20 protein-coding genes are annotated in these 16,907 nt (G+C 53.9%); 13 read left to right on the top strand and 7 right to left on the bottom strand.

Translation table 11 applies throughout. The features are described 5' to 3' along the window. Window positions 1-3 precede the first annotated feature (3 nt). The gene (locus N0M98_RS12770) at window positions 4-183 is read right to left on the bottom strand and encodes a hypothetical protein (protein ID WP_249861312.1); all 180 of its coding nucleotides are present in this window, start codon (window positions 181-183) and stop codon (window positions 4-6) included. A 382-nt stretch (window positions 184-565) separates the two neighbouring features. Here N0M98_RS12770 and N0M98_RS12775 point away from each other — a divergent pair, with 382 nt between their 5' ends. The 3 genes from N0M98_RS12775 to N0M98_RS12785 all read left to right on the top strand — a co-directional run bounded on the left by N0M98_RS12775 (window position 566) and on the right by N0M98_RS12785 (window position 1,946). Beyond that, entirely contained in the window at window positions 566-907 is a 342-nt protein-coding gene (locus tag N0M98_RS12775; RefSeq protein WP_249861313.1) for a helix-turn-helix domain-containing protein, read from the top strand. Window positions 908-965: 58 nt separating this feature from the next. After that, the gene (locus N0M98_RS12780; protein WP_249861314.1) at window positions 966-1,340 is read left to right on the top strand and encodes a VanZ family protein; all 375 of its coding nucleotides are present in this window, start codon (window positions 966-968) and stop codon (window positions 1,338-1,340) included. A gap of 270 nt (window positions 1,341-1,610) precedes the next feature. Continuing rightward, entirely contained in the window at window positions 1,611-1,946 is a 336-nt protein-coding gene (locus tag N0M98_RS12785) for a helix-turn-helix domain-containing protein (RefSeq protein WP_249861315.1), read from the top strand. A gap of 39 nt (window positions 1,947-1,985) precedes the next feature. On the opposite strand, the gene N0M98_RS33765 is transcribed toward N0M98_RS12785, so the two are convergent. After that, window positions 1,986-2,183, bottom strand: coding sequence for an anti-repressor SinI family protein (locus tag N0M98_RS33765; protein WP_310943624.1), 198 nt, complete (start codon window positions 2,181-2,183; stop codon window positions 1,986-1,988). A 320-nt stretch (window positions 2,184-2,503) separates the two neighbouring features. On the opposite strand from N0M98_RS33765, the gene N0M98_RS12795 reads away from it, so the two are divergent. The 6 genes from N0M98_RS12795 (at window position 2,504) to N0M98_RS12820 (ending at window position 7,926) form a co-directional block, all read left to right on the top strand. Continuing rightward, a complete protein-coding gene (locus N0M98_RS12795) occupies window positions 2,504-3,232 on the top strand; it encodes an amino acid ABC transporter ATP-binding protein (RefSeq protein WP_259618100.1) in 729 nt (242 codons plus the stop codon). A gap of 36 nt (window positions 3,233-3,268) precedes the next feature. Continuing rightward, window positions 3,269-4,114 carry a glutamate ABC transporter substrate-binding protein gene (locus tag N0M98_RS12800; RefSeq protein WP_259618101.1) on the top strand — a complete coding sequence of 282 codons (846 nt, stop codon included), beginning with the start codon at window positions 3,269-3,271 and terminating at the stop codon, window positions 4,112-4,114. 91 nt (window positions 4,115-4,205) lie between these two features. Continuing rightward, window positions 4,206-4,859: an amino acid ABC transporter permease gene (locus tag N0M98_RS12805; protein WP_259618102.1), complete on the top strand. Its 654-nt coding sequence runs from the start codon at window positions 4,206-4,208 to the stop codon at window positions 4,857-4,859. Window positions 4,860-4,869: 10 nt separating this feature from the next. Continuing rightward, window positions 4,870-5,520 carry an amino acid ABC transporter permease gene (locus N0M98_RS12810; protein WP_259618103.1) on the top strand — a complete coding sequence of 217 codons (651 nt, stop codon included), beginning with the start codon at window positions 4,870-4,872 and terminating at the stop codon, window positions 5,518-5,520. A gap of 211 nt (window positions 5,521-5,731) precedes the next feature. Next, complete coding sequence (locus N0M98_RS12815) at window positions 5,732-7,009, top strand: ATP-binding protein (RefSeq protein ID WP_259618109.1); 1,278 nt, start codon at window positions 5,732-5,734, stop codon at window positions 7,007-7,009. An 11-nt stretch (window positions 7,010-7,020) separates the two neighbouring features. Continuing rightward, window positions 7,021-7,926, top strand: coding sequence for a response regulator (locus N0M98_RS12820; RefSeq protein WP_249861320.1), 906 nt, complete (start codon window positions 7,021-7,023; stop codon window positions 7,924-7,926). 144 nt (window positions 7,927-8,070) lie between these two features. Here the strand turns inward: N0M98_RS12820 and N0M98_RS12825 are convergent, their stop codons facing one another. The 3 genes from N0M98_RS12825 to N0M98_RS12835 are packed head-to-tail and all read right to left on the bottom strand — an operon-like array spanning window position 8,071 to window position 10,637. Then, entirely contained in the window at window positions 8,071-8,553 is a 483-nt protein-coding gene (locus N0M98_RS12825; RefSeq protein WP_249861321.1) for a hypothetical protein, read from the bottom strand. Then, complete coding sequence (locus N0M98_RS12830) at window positions 8,553-9,356, bottom strand: DUF3100 domain-containing protein (protein WP_249861322.1); 804 nt, start codon at window positions 9,354-9,356, stop codon at window positions 8,553-8,555. The genes N0M98_RS12825 and N0M98_RS12830 overlap by 1 nt, the downstream gene beginning before the upstream one ends. 21 nt (window positions 9,357-9,377) lie before the next feature. Further along, the gene (locus N0M98_RS12835; protein WP_249861323.1) at window positions 9,378-10,637 is read right to left on the bottom strand and encodes a M20/M25/M40 family metallo-hydrolase; all 1,260 of its coding nucleotides are present in this window, start codon (window positions 10,635-10,637) and stop codon (window positions 9,378-9,380) included. Between the two features lie 296 nt (window positions 10,638-10,933). Between N0M98_RS12835 and N0M98_RS12840 the strand changes: the two genes are divergently transcribed. The 3 genes from N0M98_RS12840 to N0M98_RS12850 all read left to right on the top strand — a co-directional run bounded on the left by N0M98_RS12840 (window position 10,934) and on the right by N0M98_RS12850 (window position 13,358). Next, window positions 10,934-11,677, top strand: coding sequence for an NAD-dependent protein deacylase (locus N0M98_RS12840; RefSeq protein ID WP_249861324.1), 744 nt, complete (start codon window positions 10,934-10,936; stop codon window positions 11,675-11,677). Window positions 11,678-11,698: 21 nt separating this feature from the next. Continuing rightward, window positions 11,699-12,259: an HD domain-containing protein gene (locus N0M98_RS12845; protein WP_249861325.1), complete on the top strand. Its 561-nt coding sequence runs from the start codon at window positions 11,699-11,701 to the stop codon at window positions 12,257-12,259. A gap of 106 nt (window positions 12,260-12,365) precedes the next feature. Then, window positions 12,366-13,358 carry a Gfo/Idh/MocA family protein gene (locus N0M98_RS12850; protein WP_249861326.1) on the top strand — a complete coding sequence of 331 codons (993 nt, stop codon included), beginning with the start codon at window positions 12,366-12,368 and terminating at the stop codon, window positions 13,356-13,358. A 148-nt stretch (window positions 13,359-13,506) separates the two neighbouring features. On the opposite strand, the gene N0M98_RS12855 is transcribed toward N0M98_RS12850, so the two are convergent. After that, window positions 13,507-14,328: a WYL domain-containing protein gene (locus N0M98_RS12855; protein ID WP_249861327.1), complete on the bottom strand. Its 822-nt coding sequence runs from the start codon at window positions 14,326-14,328 to the stop codon at window positions 13,507-13,509. After that, window positions 14,315-15,628 (bottom strand): helix-turn-helix transcriptional regulator, encoded by a 1,314-nt coding sequence (locus N0M98_RS12860; RefSeq protein ID WP_249861328.1) that lies wholly within the window; start codon window positions 15,626-15,628, stop codon window positions 14,315-14,317. The genes N0M98_RS12855 and N0M98_RS12860 overlap by 14 nt, the downstream gene beginning before the upstream one ends. A 195-nt stretch (window positions 15,629-15,823) precedes the next feature. On the opposite strand from N0M98_RS12860, the gene N0M98_RS12865 reads away from it, so the two are divergent. Further along, entirely contained in the window at window positions 15,824-16,627 is an 804-nt protein-coding gene (locus N0M98_RS12865) for a nucleotidyltransferase domain-containing protein (RefSeq protein ID WP_249861329.1), read from the top strand. Window positions 16,628-16,907: the final 280 nt, after the last annotated feature.

Consider the following 16,907-nt stretch of genomic DNA (forward strand, 5'->3'; position numbering starts at 1 on the left):
AGATCAGGGCGTATCGCGCTGATCCGGCTTCTGCAGCTTTCGTTCATGATGCCGCAGCTTGCGCAGCAGCCGCGCTTTCATTGCCGGGTCAAGACAATCCCTATAAAGGATGCAGTTGTAAGCATGCATAGCTTTATGATACTTACGCTTCGCCTTGTGAAACGCCGTCAAAAGCGAATACATAATAGGATGACCCCCTTTGTAAACCTTATGTGCATACGGACGGATGTATTCAGCCGAGATCGTCCGAGAAAGCGCGGCCGTGATGTTCATCTTAACATAATGCGGCCCGGCTTTCGACTGCTGCACGATAAGGAGGTCGGATTGAGGGAGGTGATGCGCCGATAGCTTTGATCTTGACGGTTAGAAGCGCGGTGACAAACAAAATATGAACATGATTTCAGCCGCTTTCGCCCCGCTGTCTTAATCGGCGGAATCGACTAGGGGATGTAACAGACGGAGGATTCATACGTGGGAGGTTACGGTTTCATGATTTGTACCGAGGGTGTGATGTGGACAAACCAAGAAATTTTGCTCAATGTGTCGTTTTGGAGTGATGTAGATCATGATTGGTAACAATATTTCATCCATTCGGAAGCAAAGAGGCTTTACGCTATCCGAGCTTTCGGAGCGGACCGGCATATCGAAGTCGTATTTGAGCAATATCGAACGAAATCTGAAGCAAAATCCGTCGATCCACGTGATGGAGAAAATCGCCTCCGTCCTGAAGGTCGATCTCAAAACGCTGCTGAAAATCGCCTCGGATGGGGACGCGAAGCAAAGCCTTGACCAGGAATGGATGGATTTTGTTTGCGATTTGAAAAATTCAGGCATCGATAAAGAACGGATTCATGAATATAAAATCGTGATTGAATTTATGAAATGGCACAATGACAAAAGGAAGTAAATCAAAATCTTGGTTTTGGTGGGCGTTAGTTATCGGATCATTGGGATGCATGTTTGCCATGACGGCCATGCAGACGTTTACGGGTGAGCATACGAAGCTTATTATTCAGCGCTATATAGGCAATATGACGGAGGACCATCTTTATTGGGCCAATTCGTTTGTACGCAAAGGAGCGCATGTCGTCGCCTTCGGCCTGCTTGCTCTTGTATTCTACAAGGCGATAAGAAAAAGAACGATCGGGTATGCGCTATGTTGTACGCTTTTGGCCGCCATGCTGGATGAATGGCATCAGTCCTTCGTTCCGGACAGGTCTGCATCCTTCCGGGACGTTATGCTGGATACGTTGGCCGGGCTGCTCTTTCTGCTGGGCGCAGCCAAGTTCAGAGGCCGCAATGAGAAAGCCAAAGACGGCATCATGACGAAAAGCTCTTAAAAGCGTGGTGAAAAAGCGGACATCGCCAAGCGGGAACAGTTTATAGAAGCGGCACCGGTTCGCCTTTGTCTCCCGATTTTCAACCGTTTTACCGGTTCGCGATTCGAGAAATCGGGGGACAACAGCGATCGAAAGACGTTTTCGCATGGGCCGTCGGCGTTTTTCACCATACTTTTAACGGATACGGCGAATTGTTCGCTCCCTCTGTTTTTGATATAATGAAACCAATGTATGTTAGCTTTGATTACGGTATGTAAAGGAAGGGCTTGCATGATAGGAAAACGAGTTCAACAGCTTCGCAAAGAAAAGGGATTGTCGATCACCGAGCTGGCCGAGCGGGCTGGGGTCGCCAAATCCTACATCAGCAGCCTGGAACGGGATATTCAGAAAAATCCTTCGATTCAATTTCTGGAAAAAATCGCCGCGGTATTAAAGGTGCCCATCGACAGCCTGATCGAGCAGGAAGAGTCGTCTTACAAGGAACCCGAGCTGGACAAGGAATGGTACGACATGATTAAGGAAGCGATGGCTTCCGGAGTCGATAAGCAGCAATTCCGCGAATTCCTCGAATGGAGAGCTTACAATCGCAGCAATGCCAAGAAATAGATTGCGTATGATTCCCTCCGCATTTCCCCAATAACAACCCTATTGAGCCGCGTTCAACAGCGCAGAGTGGTGCGGACTCCGTCCCGTTCCCGCCACTGCGTCAATAACGGACATCATCGGATTATGTAAAAACTCCCGAATTTCGCTCGTACTGAGCCCCAGACGACGTGCCGTCACTATGAGTTCGGTCCATTCCGCATCAAGCTCCTCGAAATTCAACTGCTTCGCTGTATTCACGCTTACCCCTCCTGAATTGTATGTTTTCTGATACAAAGTGTATCCTTGAATGTATTATTGCATGTTTTTGTAGCAAAATCAATCGTCGTAAGTCGAGAAATATACGAAATGTATCATATTTCACAAAATGAAATTCCTCCTCCCTACATGCCCGCCGGCACTTCTTCCTCCGTTTCTTCATCTGAATTTTAGCAATATTTAAAAAAATCTTCAAACCCCCATGTAGGATTCCGTAAGATTCAGTAGGTATTCATTACAATCAAGTACATCAAATGTTATTAATTCTCACACATAGCTTGGACTGATAGAGGGGGGGTTCTATGATCTCGTTTCAGCAAGTGGATAAACATTACGGCGAGTTTCATGTTCTGAAAAACATTGAGCTTGAGATCGATCAGGGTGAAGTAGTCGTTGTCATCGGTCCTTCCGGCTCCGGCAAGAGCACGCTGCTTCGATGCATCAATCGATTGGAAGCGATTACAAGCGGCAGTCTGACCGTTAATCAGGTGCAGGTGAACGACAGCAAGACGGATATTAACAAGCTGCGCCGGGATATCGGCATGGTGTTTCAGCATTTCAACCTGTATCCGCACATGAAGGTGATCGACAACATCACGCTGGCGCCGATGAAGGTGCTCGGCATCTCCAAGTCGGAAGCGCAGCAGACCGCCATGTATTATTTGGAAAAAGTAGGGATTGAGGATAAGGCCGACCGGTTTCCGTCCCAATTGTCGGGGGGCCAGCAGCAGCGGGTAGCCATCGCCAGAGGGCTTGCCATGAAGCCGCAAATTATGCTGTTTGACGAGCCGACCTCGGCGCTGGACCCGGAGATGGTCGGCGAAGTGCTGGACGTTATGAAGACGCTCGCTACGGAAGGGATGACGATGGTTGTCGTGACCCATGAGATGGGATTCGCCAAAGAAGTGGCGGATCGGGTCGTATTTATGGACAAAGGACAGATTCAGGAAGTGGCTCATCCTCATGAGTTTTTCTCCAATCCGCGTGAAGAGCGGGCGCGGCTGTTCCTGAACCGGGTATTGAATCATTAAGTGGGCTCATTCCAAATATTGAGGGGAGTTTTGACCATGAAATCAAAGAAATGGTTGGCAACCGGCGTTTCGATTATCGCTTTGTCCGCAATGATTTTGTCCGCCTGTGGAACGAAGGACGGCGGAGACGCAGGCGCAGGGACGGGCGGCTCCAAACCGGCTTCGGCTTCGGTGCTCGATGAAATTAAGAGCCGCGGCAAGCTCGTTGTCGGCGTGAAATACGATACGAAGCTGTTCGGTCTGAAGGACCCGGCGAGCGGCAAGGTCGAAGGCTTCGACGTCGATATCGCCAAAGCGCTGGCCAAGCAAATTGTCGGCGACGAGAACAAGATCGAGCTGAAGGAAGTGACCTCCAAGACGCGTATCCCGATGCTGGACAACAAAGAGATCGATATGATCATCGCGACGATGACGATTAACGACGAGCGTAAGAAGCAGGTCGACTTCTCCGACATTTATTTCAAGGCGGGCCAATCGCTTCTCGTGAAGAAGGGCAGCCCGATCAAAACTATCGCCGACGTGAAAAAAGGTACGAAGGTGCTGGCCGTCAAAGGCTCGACCTCGGTGGACAACATTAAGCAAAAGTCTCCCGACGCCACCGTGCTGGAGTTTGACAATTACCAGGATGCGTTCAGCGCGCTCAAGGCCGGCCAAGGCGATACGCTGACGACCGACAATGCGATCTTGTACGGAATGGCCGCACAGGATTCCAACTACGAGGTCGTCGGAGAGCCGTTCACCGACGAACCGTACGGCATCGCGATCAAGAAGGGCGAATCCGCACTGCAGCAGGCGGTCAACGACGGACTCAAGACGCTGCAATCGAGCGGGGAGTACAACAAAATTTATGAGAAATGGATCGGCAAGGCGCCGTCCAAATAAGGATCGCGAGCGAAGAGGGAGACCGGGGCGTCTCCCGTCTTTCTTCCCGCATAGGAAGCGCTTTTATGCAATAACGAAAGGGGGATGAAGCATGCCCGACATCACCATTTTTACAGATTACTTCGGCACCTACATGAAGGGCTTCGGCAATACGATATTGTCGAGCGCCATCGCGCTGATCGGAAGCTTCCTGCTCGGTACGATCATCGCCGTGTTCCGGATTACGCCGCTCAAGCCGCTGCAATGGCTCGGAACGGCTTACGTCGAATTTATCCGCAACATTCCGCTGCTGCTGGTCATCTTCGTGTTCTTTTACGGACTGCCGTCGATAGGCGTTACGCTGAGCGGCTTCGTCTGCGGGACGATCGGGCTCACGATCTATACGGCCGCCTTCGTGGCCGAAGCGATCCGCGCCGGCATTATGGCCGTTCCCAAAGGGCAGACGGAAGCGGCCAGAGCGTCGGGCCTGGATTACATGCAGACGATGCGCCATGTCGTGCTGCCGCAGGCGATCAAGATCGTCATTCCGCCGCTCAGCAACCAATTCATTAATCTGGTGAAAAACTCATCCATTCTCGGCGCTTTCGCCGGGCTCGATCTGATGTACTACGCCGATCAAGTAGCCAGCAAAACGTATGCCACGTTCGATACGTATATTTTCGTCGCCGTGCTGTATTTGGTATTGACCCTCCCTTTGAGCTACATGGCCTTACACTTAGAACGCAAATTGGCAAAAGCCGGATAGGAGGGAGTCCATGGATATCGCAGGCGCTTTTTCCGCCCATAATCTCGTATTTATACTCGAAGGCTTCGTCGTTACGCTGCGCGTGGCGTTCATCGCCATCGTGATCAGCTTTATAGCCGGTTGTATCGTCGGGACGCTTCGCTATACCCGAATGCCGGTGGTCGCTCCGGTGCTGGCTGTCATCGTCGAGCTGGTCCGCAACCTGCCGCTGCTGCTGATCATCTTTTTCACCCGGTTTGCGCTGCCGGATATCGGCATCAAGCTCGGCGTCGAAAACTCGGCGATTGTCGGGCTTGCCGTATTCGAAGCGGCGATGATCTCGGAAATCGTCCGCAGCGGCCTCGCCTCCATCGACAAGGGGCAGATCGAAGCCGCGCGCTCCTCCGGCCTGAGCTATGTCCAGACGCTTTGGCATATCGTGCTGCCGCAAGGGCTGCGCCGGATGGTGCCGCCGATGGTCAGCCAGTTTATTTCGCTGCTGAAGGACACGTCGCTGGCGATCGTCATCTCCTTGCCGGATTTGATGCATAACTCGAAGATCGTGATCGGCCAGAGCTACAACTACACGCTGCCGATTTTGGCGCTGGTGGCGCTGCTCTATTTTGCCGTCAATTACGCTTTGTCGCTTGCGGCCAAAAGGATGGAAAACCGGCTGATTTAACCGGACGGCATCGCGGCACCGGGCCGACCTCTGAATGCATGTTCAGGAGGTTGGCTTTTTGCTCACGCGTCCGAACCGTCAGGAAATGTTCTCCGCTACGCTAAAGCATGGCGAACGTGGTAAAATAGAGGATAGGTATAATCAGGATGAAGCGTCCATATAAGTGAATCATTCCCTTTCGGGCTGAGAGGAGGGGCAATCGTTGGAATGGATGCAAAACCGGTTCAAGAGCACAGGCATGCAGATTCTGATTATCGCGCTGCTGGTGGCGGTTGCCGGCGAATTCAAGATCACCCCTTTTAGCGGAGAAATTTTCCGGATTGGGCTCGGGAGCAGCGCCTTTTTGTTTTTTTTGCTGCTGATGCGGCATTTGCCTTATGTCAAAACCGGGGTCGCGGTCGGAGTGGCCGTGCTGCTGTTCCGTACGCTGGAGGATACCGCTTCGGCCGACCATCTGCTGATTCTGGAGAGCGTGCGCAAGCATTTCTCGGCGATGCTCTACTATGTCGTCTTTTCCATCGGAATGAGCTGGATTCAGAAGCGGCTGCACGTGCTTCATCCTCTGCTTCTCGGCGCGTGCACGGCCGGGATCGATTTTCTGTCCAATGAAATGGAGCTGATTGCCCGCAGCACGCTGTTTCATCTGCCGTATGTCCAGCCGTCCCAATGGCTGCTTATTGCGGTTACCGCGGTGGTGCGCTGCTATTTTACCGTCGGGCTGTACAGCAGCCTCACGGTCAGTCAAATGCGAATCGTTCATGCCGAGCAGCAAAAGCGGATGGAGCAGATGCTGAAGATCGGCAGCGGGCTGTACGGCGAAGTCTTTTATTTGAAGAAGTCGATGGATACGATCGAGCAAATTACAGCCAAAAGCTACGACCTGTACTGCCGGCTGAACGAGGCGAAGGAGGGCTGGGAATACAGCCGCTCGATTCTCGAAATTACGCAGCAAATCCACGAGGTGAAAAAAGATTCGCAGCGCATTCTCGCGGGCTTATTAAAGCTGTCCGACAGGGAAACCGCTTCCGAGATGAAGCTGTCCGAGATTGTCCAATTCGTGATGCGGTCGAATGAAGAATACGGCAGGATGCTGCTGAAGGAAGCGAGCATGGAGAAGGATGTGCGGTCCGATTATATAACGCCTCATTATATTCCGCTATTAACCGTGCTGAACAATTTGGCCGCCAATGCGGTCGAGGCGATCGAACGGAAGGGGACCGTGCGCATCCAAGTTTACGAGATGCACGAGGACACGGTATTTATCGTATCCGACTCGGGGAGCGGCATTTCGGAGCAGGACAAGGAGATGGTATTCGAGCCCGGCTTTACGACCAAGTACAGTCAGGAAGGCATTGCCGCGACGGGTATCGGGCTGTCGCACGTGCGGGACATTGTGCGTTCCTTCGGGGGGACGATACGGCTGAAGAGCCGCGATCAAACCGATGAGACGACATTCATTGTATCTCTTCCTACTACGGCATTGAAGTAAGGGGTGAACGGATGATGCTATCCTATTGTATTGTCGACGATGACGCCGTAAGCCGGCGAATGCTGCAGACCATTATTGAGAACGGCGGGCTGGGCGAGGTGATAGCTACGGCCGGCAGCGGGACGGACGGCACCCGAGCGGTGCTGGACGCGCATCCCGACGTGGTGCTCATCGATTTGCTCATGCCCGATCAAGACGGAATCGAGACGATTATTCGCTTGAAGCGCGAAGGCTATGCGGGCAAATACGTGATGATTTCCCAAATCGAGAACAAAGAGATGATCGGCAAAGCGTACCAGGCCGGAATCGAATACTATATTCAGAAGCCGATTAACCGGATCGAGGTCGAGGCGGTGCTGTCCCGGGTCGGAGAGCAGTGGAAAATCGGCCGTTACTTGCAGGAGATCAAAGAATCGCTGGCCAAGCTGGATATTATCGGCAGTCCGGACCGCAGCGCCGGCAAAAAAAAGCCGAGCGTCCGCGAAGTCGTTCAGCCGATATTGATGGATCTGGGCGTGATCGGCGATGCCGGAAGCCGCGACATCGTCGAGATTATCGACTACTTGGTGCAGGTACACAAATCGGAGGCGCTGCCGTCGCTCAAAGAGCTGTACGAGGTCGCCGCCCGCGCGCATAAGCCCGACGGAACCACCGATACGGATAAGGAAGGAAAGGCGGTCGAGCAGCGCATCCGCCGCGCCGTCCTGTCGGCGCTGAACCATCTGGCCAGCATCGGCCTTACCGATTACGGCAATCCGAAGTTCGAGCATTATGCGCCGCTTTACTTCGACTTCCAGGACGTCCGGCTGAAAATGAAAGAAATCGACGAGAACAAAACGCAGGATAAAGGGAAAGTAAATATCAAAAAGTTTTTGCAGGTGCTCTACTTGCAGACGCTCGATAAGATCAGAGAGTAGCGCAAATAACCTCGGCCGCATGACGCGGGCGGAGGTTATTTACGATTGGCTGTAAAAGCCCGGTGAGAAAAGAGCGGAGGGCCAGTTGTATCTGGAAAAGCGTCAGCGTTCGCCTAAGAAAAAAGGAACGTGAGCGGGAAGTCCCTACCGGGAAGCGTGAAGCCCGATTTGCGCTAAAATCGCGCTGCCCACATACATTCCGCTAAACACGAAGATAGCGACAATGGCGACCTTCCAAGACGTTTTGCGCAGATCGATCAAACGGTCGGCAACGGAAATGCCGGCGAAGGTCAGAATCGGCGTCGTGATCGACAGGAAGTCGACGGCCTGAATCATTTTGATGAAGGAATCGGAAATAAGACAAAAAACAAGAGATGTAATCGACACCCAGCCGAGCACGGGGAAATCTTGAATGATTTTGAGCGGCACCTTCTTCATGAGGCCGGAAATTAAAATACCGATGAAGGAAAACAGCCACAGCACGATCAATCCGTAGATCGTCGTCATGGAGATCGGTGTGCCGCCGGGATTTTTAAGCAGCTTGATTTCCTGCGTGAACAGGATGAGACCTATGCTGAGCAACAAGACCAAAGCGTATTTTGCGTATTTATTTAATCCGCCGTCCATTATTTCGCACCTCTAACCAGTAGTTTGTACATAAAGCGTTGAATAGGAACTGCAAGGAAAACCATCGTATAGGTGCCCATGAAGCTGGTCAATAGCTGGCTTGCCGACGCGTAGGCCGTAATGGTGTCCGCTTTGGCCGGGATTCCCGCCACCAGGGCCGATGAAGCGGCCGTCATCATACTCGCGGAGCCGACGCCCGCCGACATCGCCAATGCTTCTACGTCGAAGCCGAACGACAGCAGAATCGGGGTCACGATGCTGAAGAACAGCGTTCCGAACAGTGTCCCGATAATGTACAGCGACAATACGCCGCGGCCTTCATCCGAATCGAGCGTATATTTCTCGGAGATGTAGGCGAGTTCCCCTTCGCGGCCGATACCAAGCGTCGCGCCGATGGCTTCTCTCCTCAGACCGATCAGAATGGCGATCGGCAGCCCGATAAGCACGGTGCACAGATGACCGAACTCCTGAATGACGAAGATCCAGCCGACTTGCAAAATCTCATGAATTTTGGGAGCGACGTCCGCTCCGTATCTGGCCATCAAGGGCAGCATGATGAAGATCAAATATTTGCCCGAAAAGTTCACGTTATCCTTGCTGTAAACTTTCTTCAGGATGCCTTTGCGCACTACGGTGATCCCGAGAATCATCGTGATGAGGATCGCGTAGACGAGCGGCAGAAAGCTGATTTTGATCGAACCGATCTTAACGGCTTGGATGCCGATAAACTCTGACACGGTAATGACCAAAAGCGCGAATACGAGCAGAAGTATAAATTGGGACTTGGAAGCCGTCGATTTCATGATAATCCTCTTTTCCGTTAATTACTGTTGCGCGATCGATAAGATCAGTTTCTCATAGTCTTCATAGGATCTCCGGTACAGCTTGGAACGGTCGATTCTCCCGTTGAAGCGCTCGAACACCTGGGCGAGAAATCTCGGAAACACTTCATAGATGAACTCGGGATCGATGTCCTTGAAGTCGTCTCCATGGATCGTTCCGGTAAATCCGCTGTAGCCGATCTGGATGCAAGGGATCATGTAAGACAAATCCCCGATGTCGCCCGCGGCGCTGATCGGCGTTTCGTTCCGGAAGGCGGCGATTTCATCGCTCTCGTGGAACGCCTCGATGACGAAGTCGGACAAATAGCGGTCCTGCACAAACGGCAAGTAGCCCATCTGCGTTTCGATCGATACGGTTCCCTGCAGAGCCAGCGCGCTTCCTTTTGCCGCATCGTCCATTTTGACCGCCGCTTCCTTCATGTAATCGACCGTCAGCGTTCTCAGGTCCGATCCGACCTTGATCCGGTTCGGAATGACGTTGGTGGACATATCGGATTCCATCACAATCGGATTCATCCGCACCTTCTCCGAATCTTTCATTTGCTGGCGGGCCAGGCCGAGCGCGACATTGAACAGCGTGGACATGCTGTAGGCGTTTTTCGCCGAGAACGGGTCGAAGCCGGCATGAGTCGCCTTGCCCTCGAACGTATACCGCTTGTACAGAAATCCGGCCAGGTCGCAGTTCGTTTCGATCGTCCGCACCGGAAATTCGCCGCCCATGGCATGAACGCATACGCCGATGTCGATATCGTCGAACACGCCGAGCTTCATCGCCTCCGGCTTGCCGCCGTAATACGAAATCCGCTTGTTTCTCAGCAGCTCGTCCCGGTAGGCGAGATCCAGGTACTCTTCCGCAGGCACGAAAATGAACGTCAGCGTATAATCCCAAGCTTGGTACGCGCCGGTCGTATAGAAATACTTGTACAGCGCCAGCGCGATGGCGACCTGGGTGTAGTGGCCGCAGTTATGCGCCGCGCCCGTCGCTTGATCCGCGCGCCAATGCGAGGGAGCATAGACGGCGTCGAGCTCCGCGATGAAGGCGATGCGCAGCTTCTTGCCGCTGCCGAGCGACGTTTTGATCCCCGTCGTGCTGAAGGTTTCGAGCTGTATCCCGGGATGGATACGGTTCAAGAAATCGACGACCGTCTGCCGGGTCTTCACTTCTTTATAGCCCAATTCAGGGTTGTCGAAGATCGTCCGCGCAATGCTCTGAATTTCCTCGAATTGCTCTTTGAACAGCATAATAACCTCCTGATGTCTATTATTTTTCCGCTATATAATATTACTTAATTTAAGTGTGAAAATACATAGCTTTTTTGTATTCCTATGAAAAAAACGTCTATCGGCGTCTTTTGGTAGAGCCAGCTAGGGAATACGGCGCTTCATATGCGCGCCTGTGCGCGGACGTTAAGCGGCGAAAAACGTCTGATGAAAGAGGATTTGTGCGTTTTGCGTAGAACTTTATATCCTTAAGCAAGGGCTCGATCTTTTTTTTCGTTTGGATATGCCGGATCATTTCGAAAGAAAGGACGGGAAGCATGATGAGCATGCAGGAGTTGCGGCGGATCGCCGCAGCGAGCGGCAATATCGTCTTTTTCGGCGGGGCCGGCGTCTCCACGGAGAGCCGAATCCCCGATTTTCGCTCGGCCGGAGGACTGTACGAAAGCGGGAGCGGCAGCGGACATTCTTATCCGCCGGAGACGATACTCAGCCGGAGCTTTTTTATGGAACATCCGGAGCTTTTTTACGAATTTTACAAGTCGAAAATGATTTATCCGGACGCCCGGCCAAACGCGGCTCATACCGCCCTGGCGCATATGGAACGGGAAGGCCGTCTGCGGGCGGTCGTCACGCAAAATATCGACGGGCTGCATCAGGCGGCGGGAAGCCGCTGCGTACTGGAGCTGCACGGCTCCGTTCATCGAAATCATTGCATGAATTGCGGCAAATTTTTTGATTTGCCACATATCGTTAGTTGTAAGGATGCGGTGCCTGCATGCGATGTCTGCGGGGAAATCGTTAAACCCGATGTGGTGCTGTACGAGGAGACGCTCGACATGAATGTGCTGGAGCGCGCGGCGGAAGCGATCGCCTCGGCGGAAATGCTGATTGTCGGCGGCACTTCGCTGACGGTTCATCCGGCGGCCGGATTAATCCGGTATTATACGGGCAATAAGCTATTATTGATCAATCAGTCTCCGACGCCTTACGACGGCCGTGCCGATTACTTGATTCAAGACAGCGTCGGCAAGGTATTGTCGGAGCTAAGCGGGTTATCCTGATAACAGGAGGTGTGGCGCAACTTGTTGACTACGCTTGTTGAGAGAGCTATCGAATTTGCGGCGCGTGCCCATCAAGGCCAGGTGCGTAAAGGGACGGACATCCCGTACATTTCCCACCCTTATGCCGTAGGCATGATCCTGCTTGACGCGGGCTGCGACGATGAAGTGGTGGCGGCCGGCATATTGCACGATACGCTGGAAGATACGGACGCTACGTATGAGGAGCTGGTTCGCAAGTTCGGGCAGCGGGTGGCGGATATCGTTCTCGGCTGCTCGGAGCCGGATAAAACCTTGTCTTGGGAGGAACGGAAGGACCATACGATTAACTCCTTGAAGACGGCTTCCCGGGACGTTCGGATGGTCGCCTGCGCAGACAAAATTCATAATGTCCGCAGCACGCTAAGAGCGATTGAAGCCGAGGGGGAAGAGGCGGTATGGCGCCGCTTCAAGCGGGGCAAGGAGCCGCAGGAATGGTATTTTCGGCAGCTGATCGAAAGCTTGAAAGAACGGGAGCCGTTCCCGCTGCTTCAGACGCTGGAGCAGGAGGTCGCGCGGCTGTTCGGCCCGCCTTCGTCGGGATAGCCGGTTTAGCTTAGCCAAGCCCGAGTGCATTCGGAGCTTGGTTTTTTTGTCCCTAATAAAATGTATGGATTTCGATTAAGAAGCAGCAGGAAAGGAAGAGCTTAAGATGGTGCGATTCGGAATTATCGGAACGAATAAAATTACGGAAGAGCTGATTGCGGCAGCCCGCCAGGCGGAGGATTTCGCCTTGACGGCCGTCTATTCGCGAACCGCCGACCGGGCTACGGAGTTTGCCGCCATGCACGGGATTTCTCATACGTTTACCGATCTGGAGAAGATGGCGTCGAGCGCGGAGCTGGATGCCGTGTACATCGCCAGCCCGAACAGCTTGCACGCCGAGCAGGCGATCTTGTGCATGAAGGGCGGCAAGCATGTGCTGTGCGAGAAGCCGATCGCTTCCAATACGGCCGAGCTTGAGGCAATGATCCGGACGGCGCGGGATAACGGCGTTCTCCTGATGGAGGCGATGAAGTCTACGCTTTTGCCCAATTTTGCGGCGATTCGCTCGAATCTTCACAAGATCGGACCGGTGCGGAGGTATTTCGCGAGCTATTGCCAATATTCTTCCCGCTATGACGCCTACAAGCAGGGAACGGTGCTGAACGCGTTCAATCCCGCGTTGTCGAACGGTTCGCTGATGGACATCGGAGTGTACTGCCTATATCCGCTCGTCGCATTATTCGGCAAGCCGTCCCGCGTTCAAGCAAACGGGATCATGCTGGAATCGGGCGTAGACGGGCAAGGGAGCATGCTGCTGTCGTATGAAGAGATGGACGGCATGGTGATGTATTCCAAAATCACATCGTCGTACGCGCCCTCCGAGATTCAAGGAGAAGGCGGCACGATGATCATCGACAAGATCAACCAGCCCGAACAGGTGCATATCCGCTATAGAGACGGCAGCGTAGAGGAGCTGACGCAGTCTCAAGCGGCCCGCAACATGATATATGAGGTAGAGGAGTTTATCCGGCTGCTGCACAGCGGCCAGCGGGAATCGGCCGTCAACTCCCACGCGAATTCGCTAACGACGATGGAAATTATGGATGAAGCGAGAAGGCAGCTGGGGCTCGTCTTTCCGGCCGACCGCAAGATACTGTAATGCACAATAACGGAGCCGCTCTCTGCGCCAGGCGCTTAAGGGCGGCTCCGCATCGTACGGGCGAAGCGTTCAACTTTAACCCGCGGAGACTTCGGCCAACGTTTTCTCGTAGCACAGGCTGAGCTCGTAGTTAACGTACTCGCCGAATTTATCGATCGCACGCCGGAATGCTCGCTTCGCTGTAGCGACCCAGCGCTTTCGTCGCGGATTCCAGCATGCGGCGGCGCAGCTTGTCGCTGCGGATTACGCGGACCCGCTTGCCGAGAAAGCGGATTTTGGACAGCACGTAGTCGCTCTCGTCGCCGAGGAACGTCAGCGTAATCCGGTACGTATCCGTGTCCGCGGCGTAGGAGACTTCCTTCTCGAAGCAGGAGAAGGCGTACAATATTCTCGACAGCTCCGGATTGTATTCGCGAACGACCTCGATATCGGCGGTTTCCTTGCGCCGCTCAAGGATGGAGGAGATGGAGGCTCTCAAGGCTTCGGCTTTGGCGGCCGGGAACGGCTGCCCGGTTACGGACAAAATATTGCCGAGCGGCGTCGACATGAACGCGCGCCTCCCCAGATGATGCCAGAGCAAGTACCATTCCCGCTTGATCATGGAGTATTCGAGCCGGAACGGAAAGCCGGGCTGTCGGTCGAAGATGCTTCCGTCCTTGATGCGGTACGTGACGCGCAGCGACTCCCGGTTCATAATAAGCCGCCGGAGCGGGCGAAGCAGCGGATGGTACACCTGCTTCTCCGCGCTTTTCGCCTTCTCGATCAGGCTGCCCGCATGTTCCAGCAGCGGCGTGTCCCGGGTCAGGCTGCGCAGCTTCTGCAGCGTCTCCGGCGTAAAGGCCGCCTCCGCTGCGGGATGGGCCAGCATCGTCTTCAGCCAGATGCGCTCATGCTGCGTCACGGCGAACGCGCCGGCATCCTCCAGCCGCGACATAACCTGGTAATTGAAGATTTTTTCAAACAGATTCATAGTACGCCTGAATCTCCTTCCATTCCTCCATAATTTCGCGCCGCAGCTTGGCAGGCTCGAGCACTTCGCAGCTGGAGCCGAAGCTGCGCAGCCAAGGCTTGATTTCGGTCGTGCCGTTTACCTCGATTTCGTAGACGAAGCTTTCCTCGTCTTCCTCCGTAATCCGTCCCCATTGTCCTTGCAGCAGCACGCGCTCCTTGACGAAGTTAGGTCCTCCGGACTGCGGGTGGAAGAAGCGCGCCTTCACCGTCACTTGGCGGCCGGTATCGATCAGCCAGCTGAAGCGGGTGTGCTCCTCCAGCGCCCGGCGCTTGGCCTCGAACAGCTCCTCGGAGACGGGCTTGCCCTCTTCGATCTGGGTGATCCCTTCCAGCCGGTATTTTTTGATGCTGTGACGGGCGCTGGAGCCGAGCAAATACCAGCGGCCGTACTGATGATCGTAGACGACCTGCAGCGGCAAGACGAGTTCATGCTTGCCCTCGGTTTCCCGCTCGAACAACGGATTCGTATTTTGGGAGGCATAGCTTTTTCCTGTCTTGGGGGAAAAATACAAGAAACCGACCAAACGCCGCTGCCGGATCGCGCCGAGCAGGGTGAACAAATGCGCTTCGTCCAAAATGCGCGAATGGTAATGATATTTGTATAGAAAAGGCTCGGCGAGCGCCGCCTCCTTGGCTTGCTTACGCAAAGCCTTCTTCAGTACGTCCCGCAGCAGATAGCCCTGCACCGAAGGCACCTGAGTACCTGCCATGACGTCGACGAAATCGTACAGATCGATGAGCTCGTCGTCGGTCAGCGCTTTAAGCAGGCCGTCCTGCATGCTGTAACGATAAGGCCTTCCTCCCGGCTCGCGGGCTATGGCGCCGACCTCCTCCAAATATTTGAGATCCGAGCGGATCGTTTTCTCGTCGGGGAGCGGGAGGCCTTCGGGCATTCGCTCGCAGCAAGCGTCAAGCAGCTCCATCGCCGTCATGGGAGACGACTGCATCGCGCTGAGCAGCAGCGATAGCCTGTGGCTCTCCGAATCTTTAAGCGATTTGGCACGGTACAAGAACAGCAGCATCGGGTCCGCCGATTCGTAATAATTGAAACGGAGCGTTTCGGCGAACTCCTTTCCCTGCTCGGCGGGAAGCTGCTGGTATACCGCTTGGACGATGTCTTTAAGCCGGCGGATCGTCTTGTCGTATGTATGAATCGAGATGCCGAGCCGCTCGGCGAACTGCTGCCGGCTGTAAGCGCCGCTCGTCAGCGCAAGCATCCGCAGAAACTGGATTTCTTTGTCAAAGCTTTCTCTGGCCATGATCCTCCCCCGTTTCGTTACAGGCTGTTCCTTTTATTGTAACAGGGGAGGGGATAGGGTGAAAATGGAAAAATGTTTCAACCGCTCGTAATAGTTTCGCCGTGTTCATACGGCGCCGAATCAGCGATGATAGACGCATGAAGAGGCGGCGAGAGATTTGCGTGCAGCCGCCGCAAACGACAGGAGGAATGGATAGTGACGCAGCGCATCATAGATCGGTCAACGATTATCGGGGAGCTCGAACGAATCGAGCGGGAGGAAGGCGTGCGGGTTCTGTACGCGTGCGAATCGGGCAGCCGGGCATGGGGGTTCCCATCCAAGGACAGCGATTACGACGTCCGGTTTCTGTACATCCGGCCGCTGGAATGGTACGTGTCGATTTTTGAGTGGAGGGATGTCATCGAACGGCCGATCAGCGATCAGCTGGATATAAGCGGCTGGGATTTGAAGAAGGCGCTGAATTTGTTCCGCAAGTCGAACCCGCCGCTGCTCGAATGGCTGCAGTCGCCGATCCGGTACGCCGAGAACTATTCGGTGGCCGAGCGAATCCGCAGCCTGTCGCCGCTCGCTTTTTCTCCGAAGTCGTGCGCCTATCATTATCTGCATATGGCCAAAAGAAACTACCGCGATTATCTCCAGGGGGAACGCGTCAAGATCAAAAAATATTTTTACGTGCTGCGTCCGGTATTCGCCTGCGAATGGATCGAGCGTTACGGCACGATGCCGCCGATGGAATTCGACCGGCTGACGGATCGGCTTCTTGCCGAAGACAGCAGGCTAAAGCAGGCCGTTGATGCGCTGCTCGTCCGCAAAAAAGCGGGAGACGAGCTTGATCTGGAGCCGCGGATTCAGCCGATCAACGATTACTTGGAGGAGCGGATCGCCCACTTCGAGCAGAGCGCGCGCCATATGGCCGACAATGAAGGGAGCCGGGACCGGCAGCTCGACGAGCTGTTCCGCTCGGCGCTCCGGGAAGTGTGGGGGATAGAGGCGCTGTGAGACTTTTTCGCCAGACTCCTAAGAGGATGGTGAACGCCTTTGAAAACGGATTCTCTCCGCAGAAAAACGAGAAAATAATCCAAAGAATCCGATTTCAACAGCGATTGGAGGATCAAATGGACGCCGCAGCGGACTTTTTCACCACTCTTCTAAGAGTCTGTCCGACGGAGTTACTTTTGTAGGTCCCTTCGGAGTAAGACTCGGTTTTCAAATGATTTTTCATCACGATTTGAGTATAATCACTGTGTCTTTCTTTGCCTTTGTGGGAGTTACGCCGCTT

Origin of the sequence: Paenibacillus doosanensis (assembly GCF_025060755.1) — a bacterium.
In the GTDB taxonomy this organism is placed as follows: Bacteria; Bacillota; Bacilli; order Paenibacillales; family NBRC-103111; genus Paenibacillus_S; species Paenibacillus_S doosanensis.

Excerpts from the sequence above, each read along its gene's own strand:
- N0M98_RS12770 (WP_249861312.1), bottom strand. The coding sequence starts at position 183 with ATGTATTCGCTTTTGACGGCGTTTCACAAGGCGAAGCGTAAGTATCAT.
- N0M98_RS12775 (WP_249861313.1), top strand. The coding sequence starts at position 566 with ATGATTGGTAACAATATTTCATCCATTCGGAAGCAAAGAGGCTTTACG.
- N0M98_RS12780 (WP_249861314.1), top strand. The coding sequence starts at position 966 with ATGACGGCCATGCAGACGTTTACGGGTGAGCATACGAAGCTTATTATT.
- N0M98_RS12785 (WP_249861315.1), top strand. The coding sequence starts at position 1,611 with ATGATAGGAAAACGAGTTCAACAGCTTCGCAAAGAAAAGGGATTGTCG.
- N0M98_RS12795 (WP_259618100.1), top strand. The coding sequence starts at position 2,504 with ATGATCTCGTTTCAGCAAGTGGATAAACATTACGGCGAGTTTCATGTT.
- N0M98_RS12800 (WP_259618101.1), top strand. The coding sequence starts at position 3,269 with ATGAAATCAAAGAAATGGTTGGCAACCGGCGTTTCGATTATCGCTTTG.
- N0M98_RS12805 (WP_259618102.1), top strand. The coding sequence starts at position 4,206 with ATGCCCGACATCACCATTTTTACAGATTACTTCGGCACCTACATGAAG.
- N0M98_RS12810 (WP_259618103.1), top strand. The coding sequence starts at position 4,870 with ATGGATATCGCAGGCGCTTTTTCCGCCCATAATCTCGTATTTATACTC.
- N0M98_RS12815 (WP_259618109.1), top strand. The coding sequence starts at position 5,732 with ATGCAAAACCGGTTCAAGAGCACAGGCATGCAGATTCTGATTATCGCG.
- N0M98_RS12820 (WP_249861320.1), top strand. The coding sequence starts at position 7,021 with ATGATGCTATCCTATTGTATTGTCGACGATGACGCCGTAAGCCGGCGA.
- N0M98_RS12825 (WP_249861321.1), bottom strand. The coding sequence starts at position 8,553 with ATGGACGGCGGATTAAATAAATACGCAAAATACGCTTTGGTCTTGTTG.
- N0M98_RS12830 (WP_249861322.1), bottom strand. The coding sequence starts at position 9,356 with ATGAAATCGACGGCTTCCAAGTCCCAATTTATACTTCTGCTCGTATTC.
- N0M98_RS12835 (WP_249861323.1), bottom strand. The coding sequence starts at position 10,637 with ATGCTGTTCAAAGAGCAATTCGAGGAAATTCAGAGCATTGCGCGGACG.
- N0M98_RS12840 (WP_249861324.1), top strand. The coding sequence starts at position 10,934 with ATGATGAGCATGCAGGAGTTGCGGCGGATCGCCGCAGCGAGCGGCAAT.
- N0M98_RS12850 (WP_249861326.1), top strand. The coding sequence starts at position 12,366 with ATGGTGCGATTCGGAATTATCGGAACGAATAAAATTACGGAAGAGCTG.
- N0M98_RS12855 (WP_249861327.1), bottom strand. The coding sequence starts at position 14,328 with ATGAATCTGTTTGAAAAAATCTTCAATTACCAGGTTATGTCGCGGCTG.
- N0M98_RS12860 (WP_249861328.1), bottom strand. The coding sequence starts at position 15,628 with ATGGCCAGAGAAAGCTTTGACAAAGAAATCCAGTTTCTGCGGATGCTT.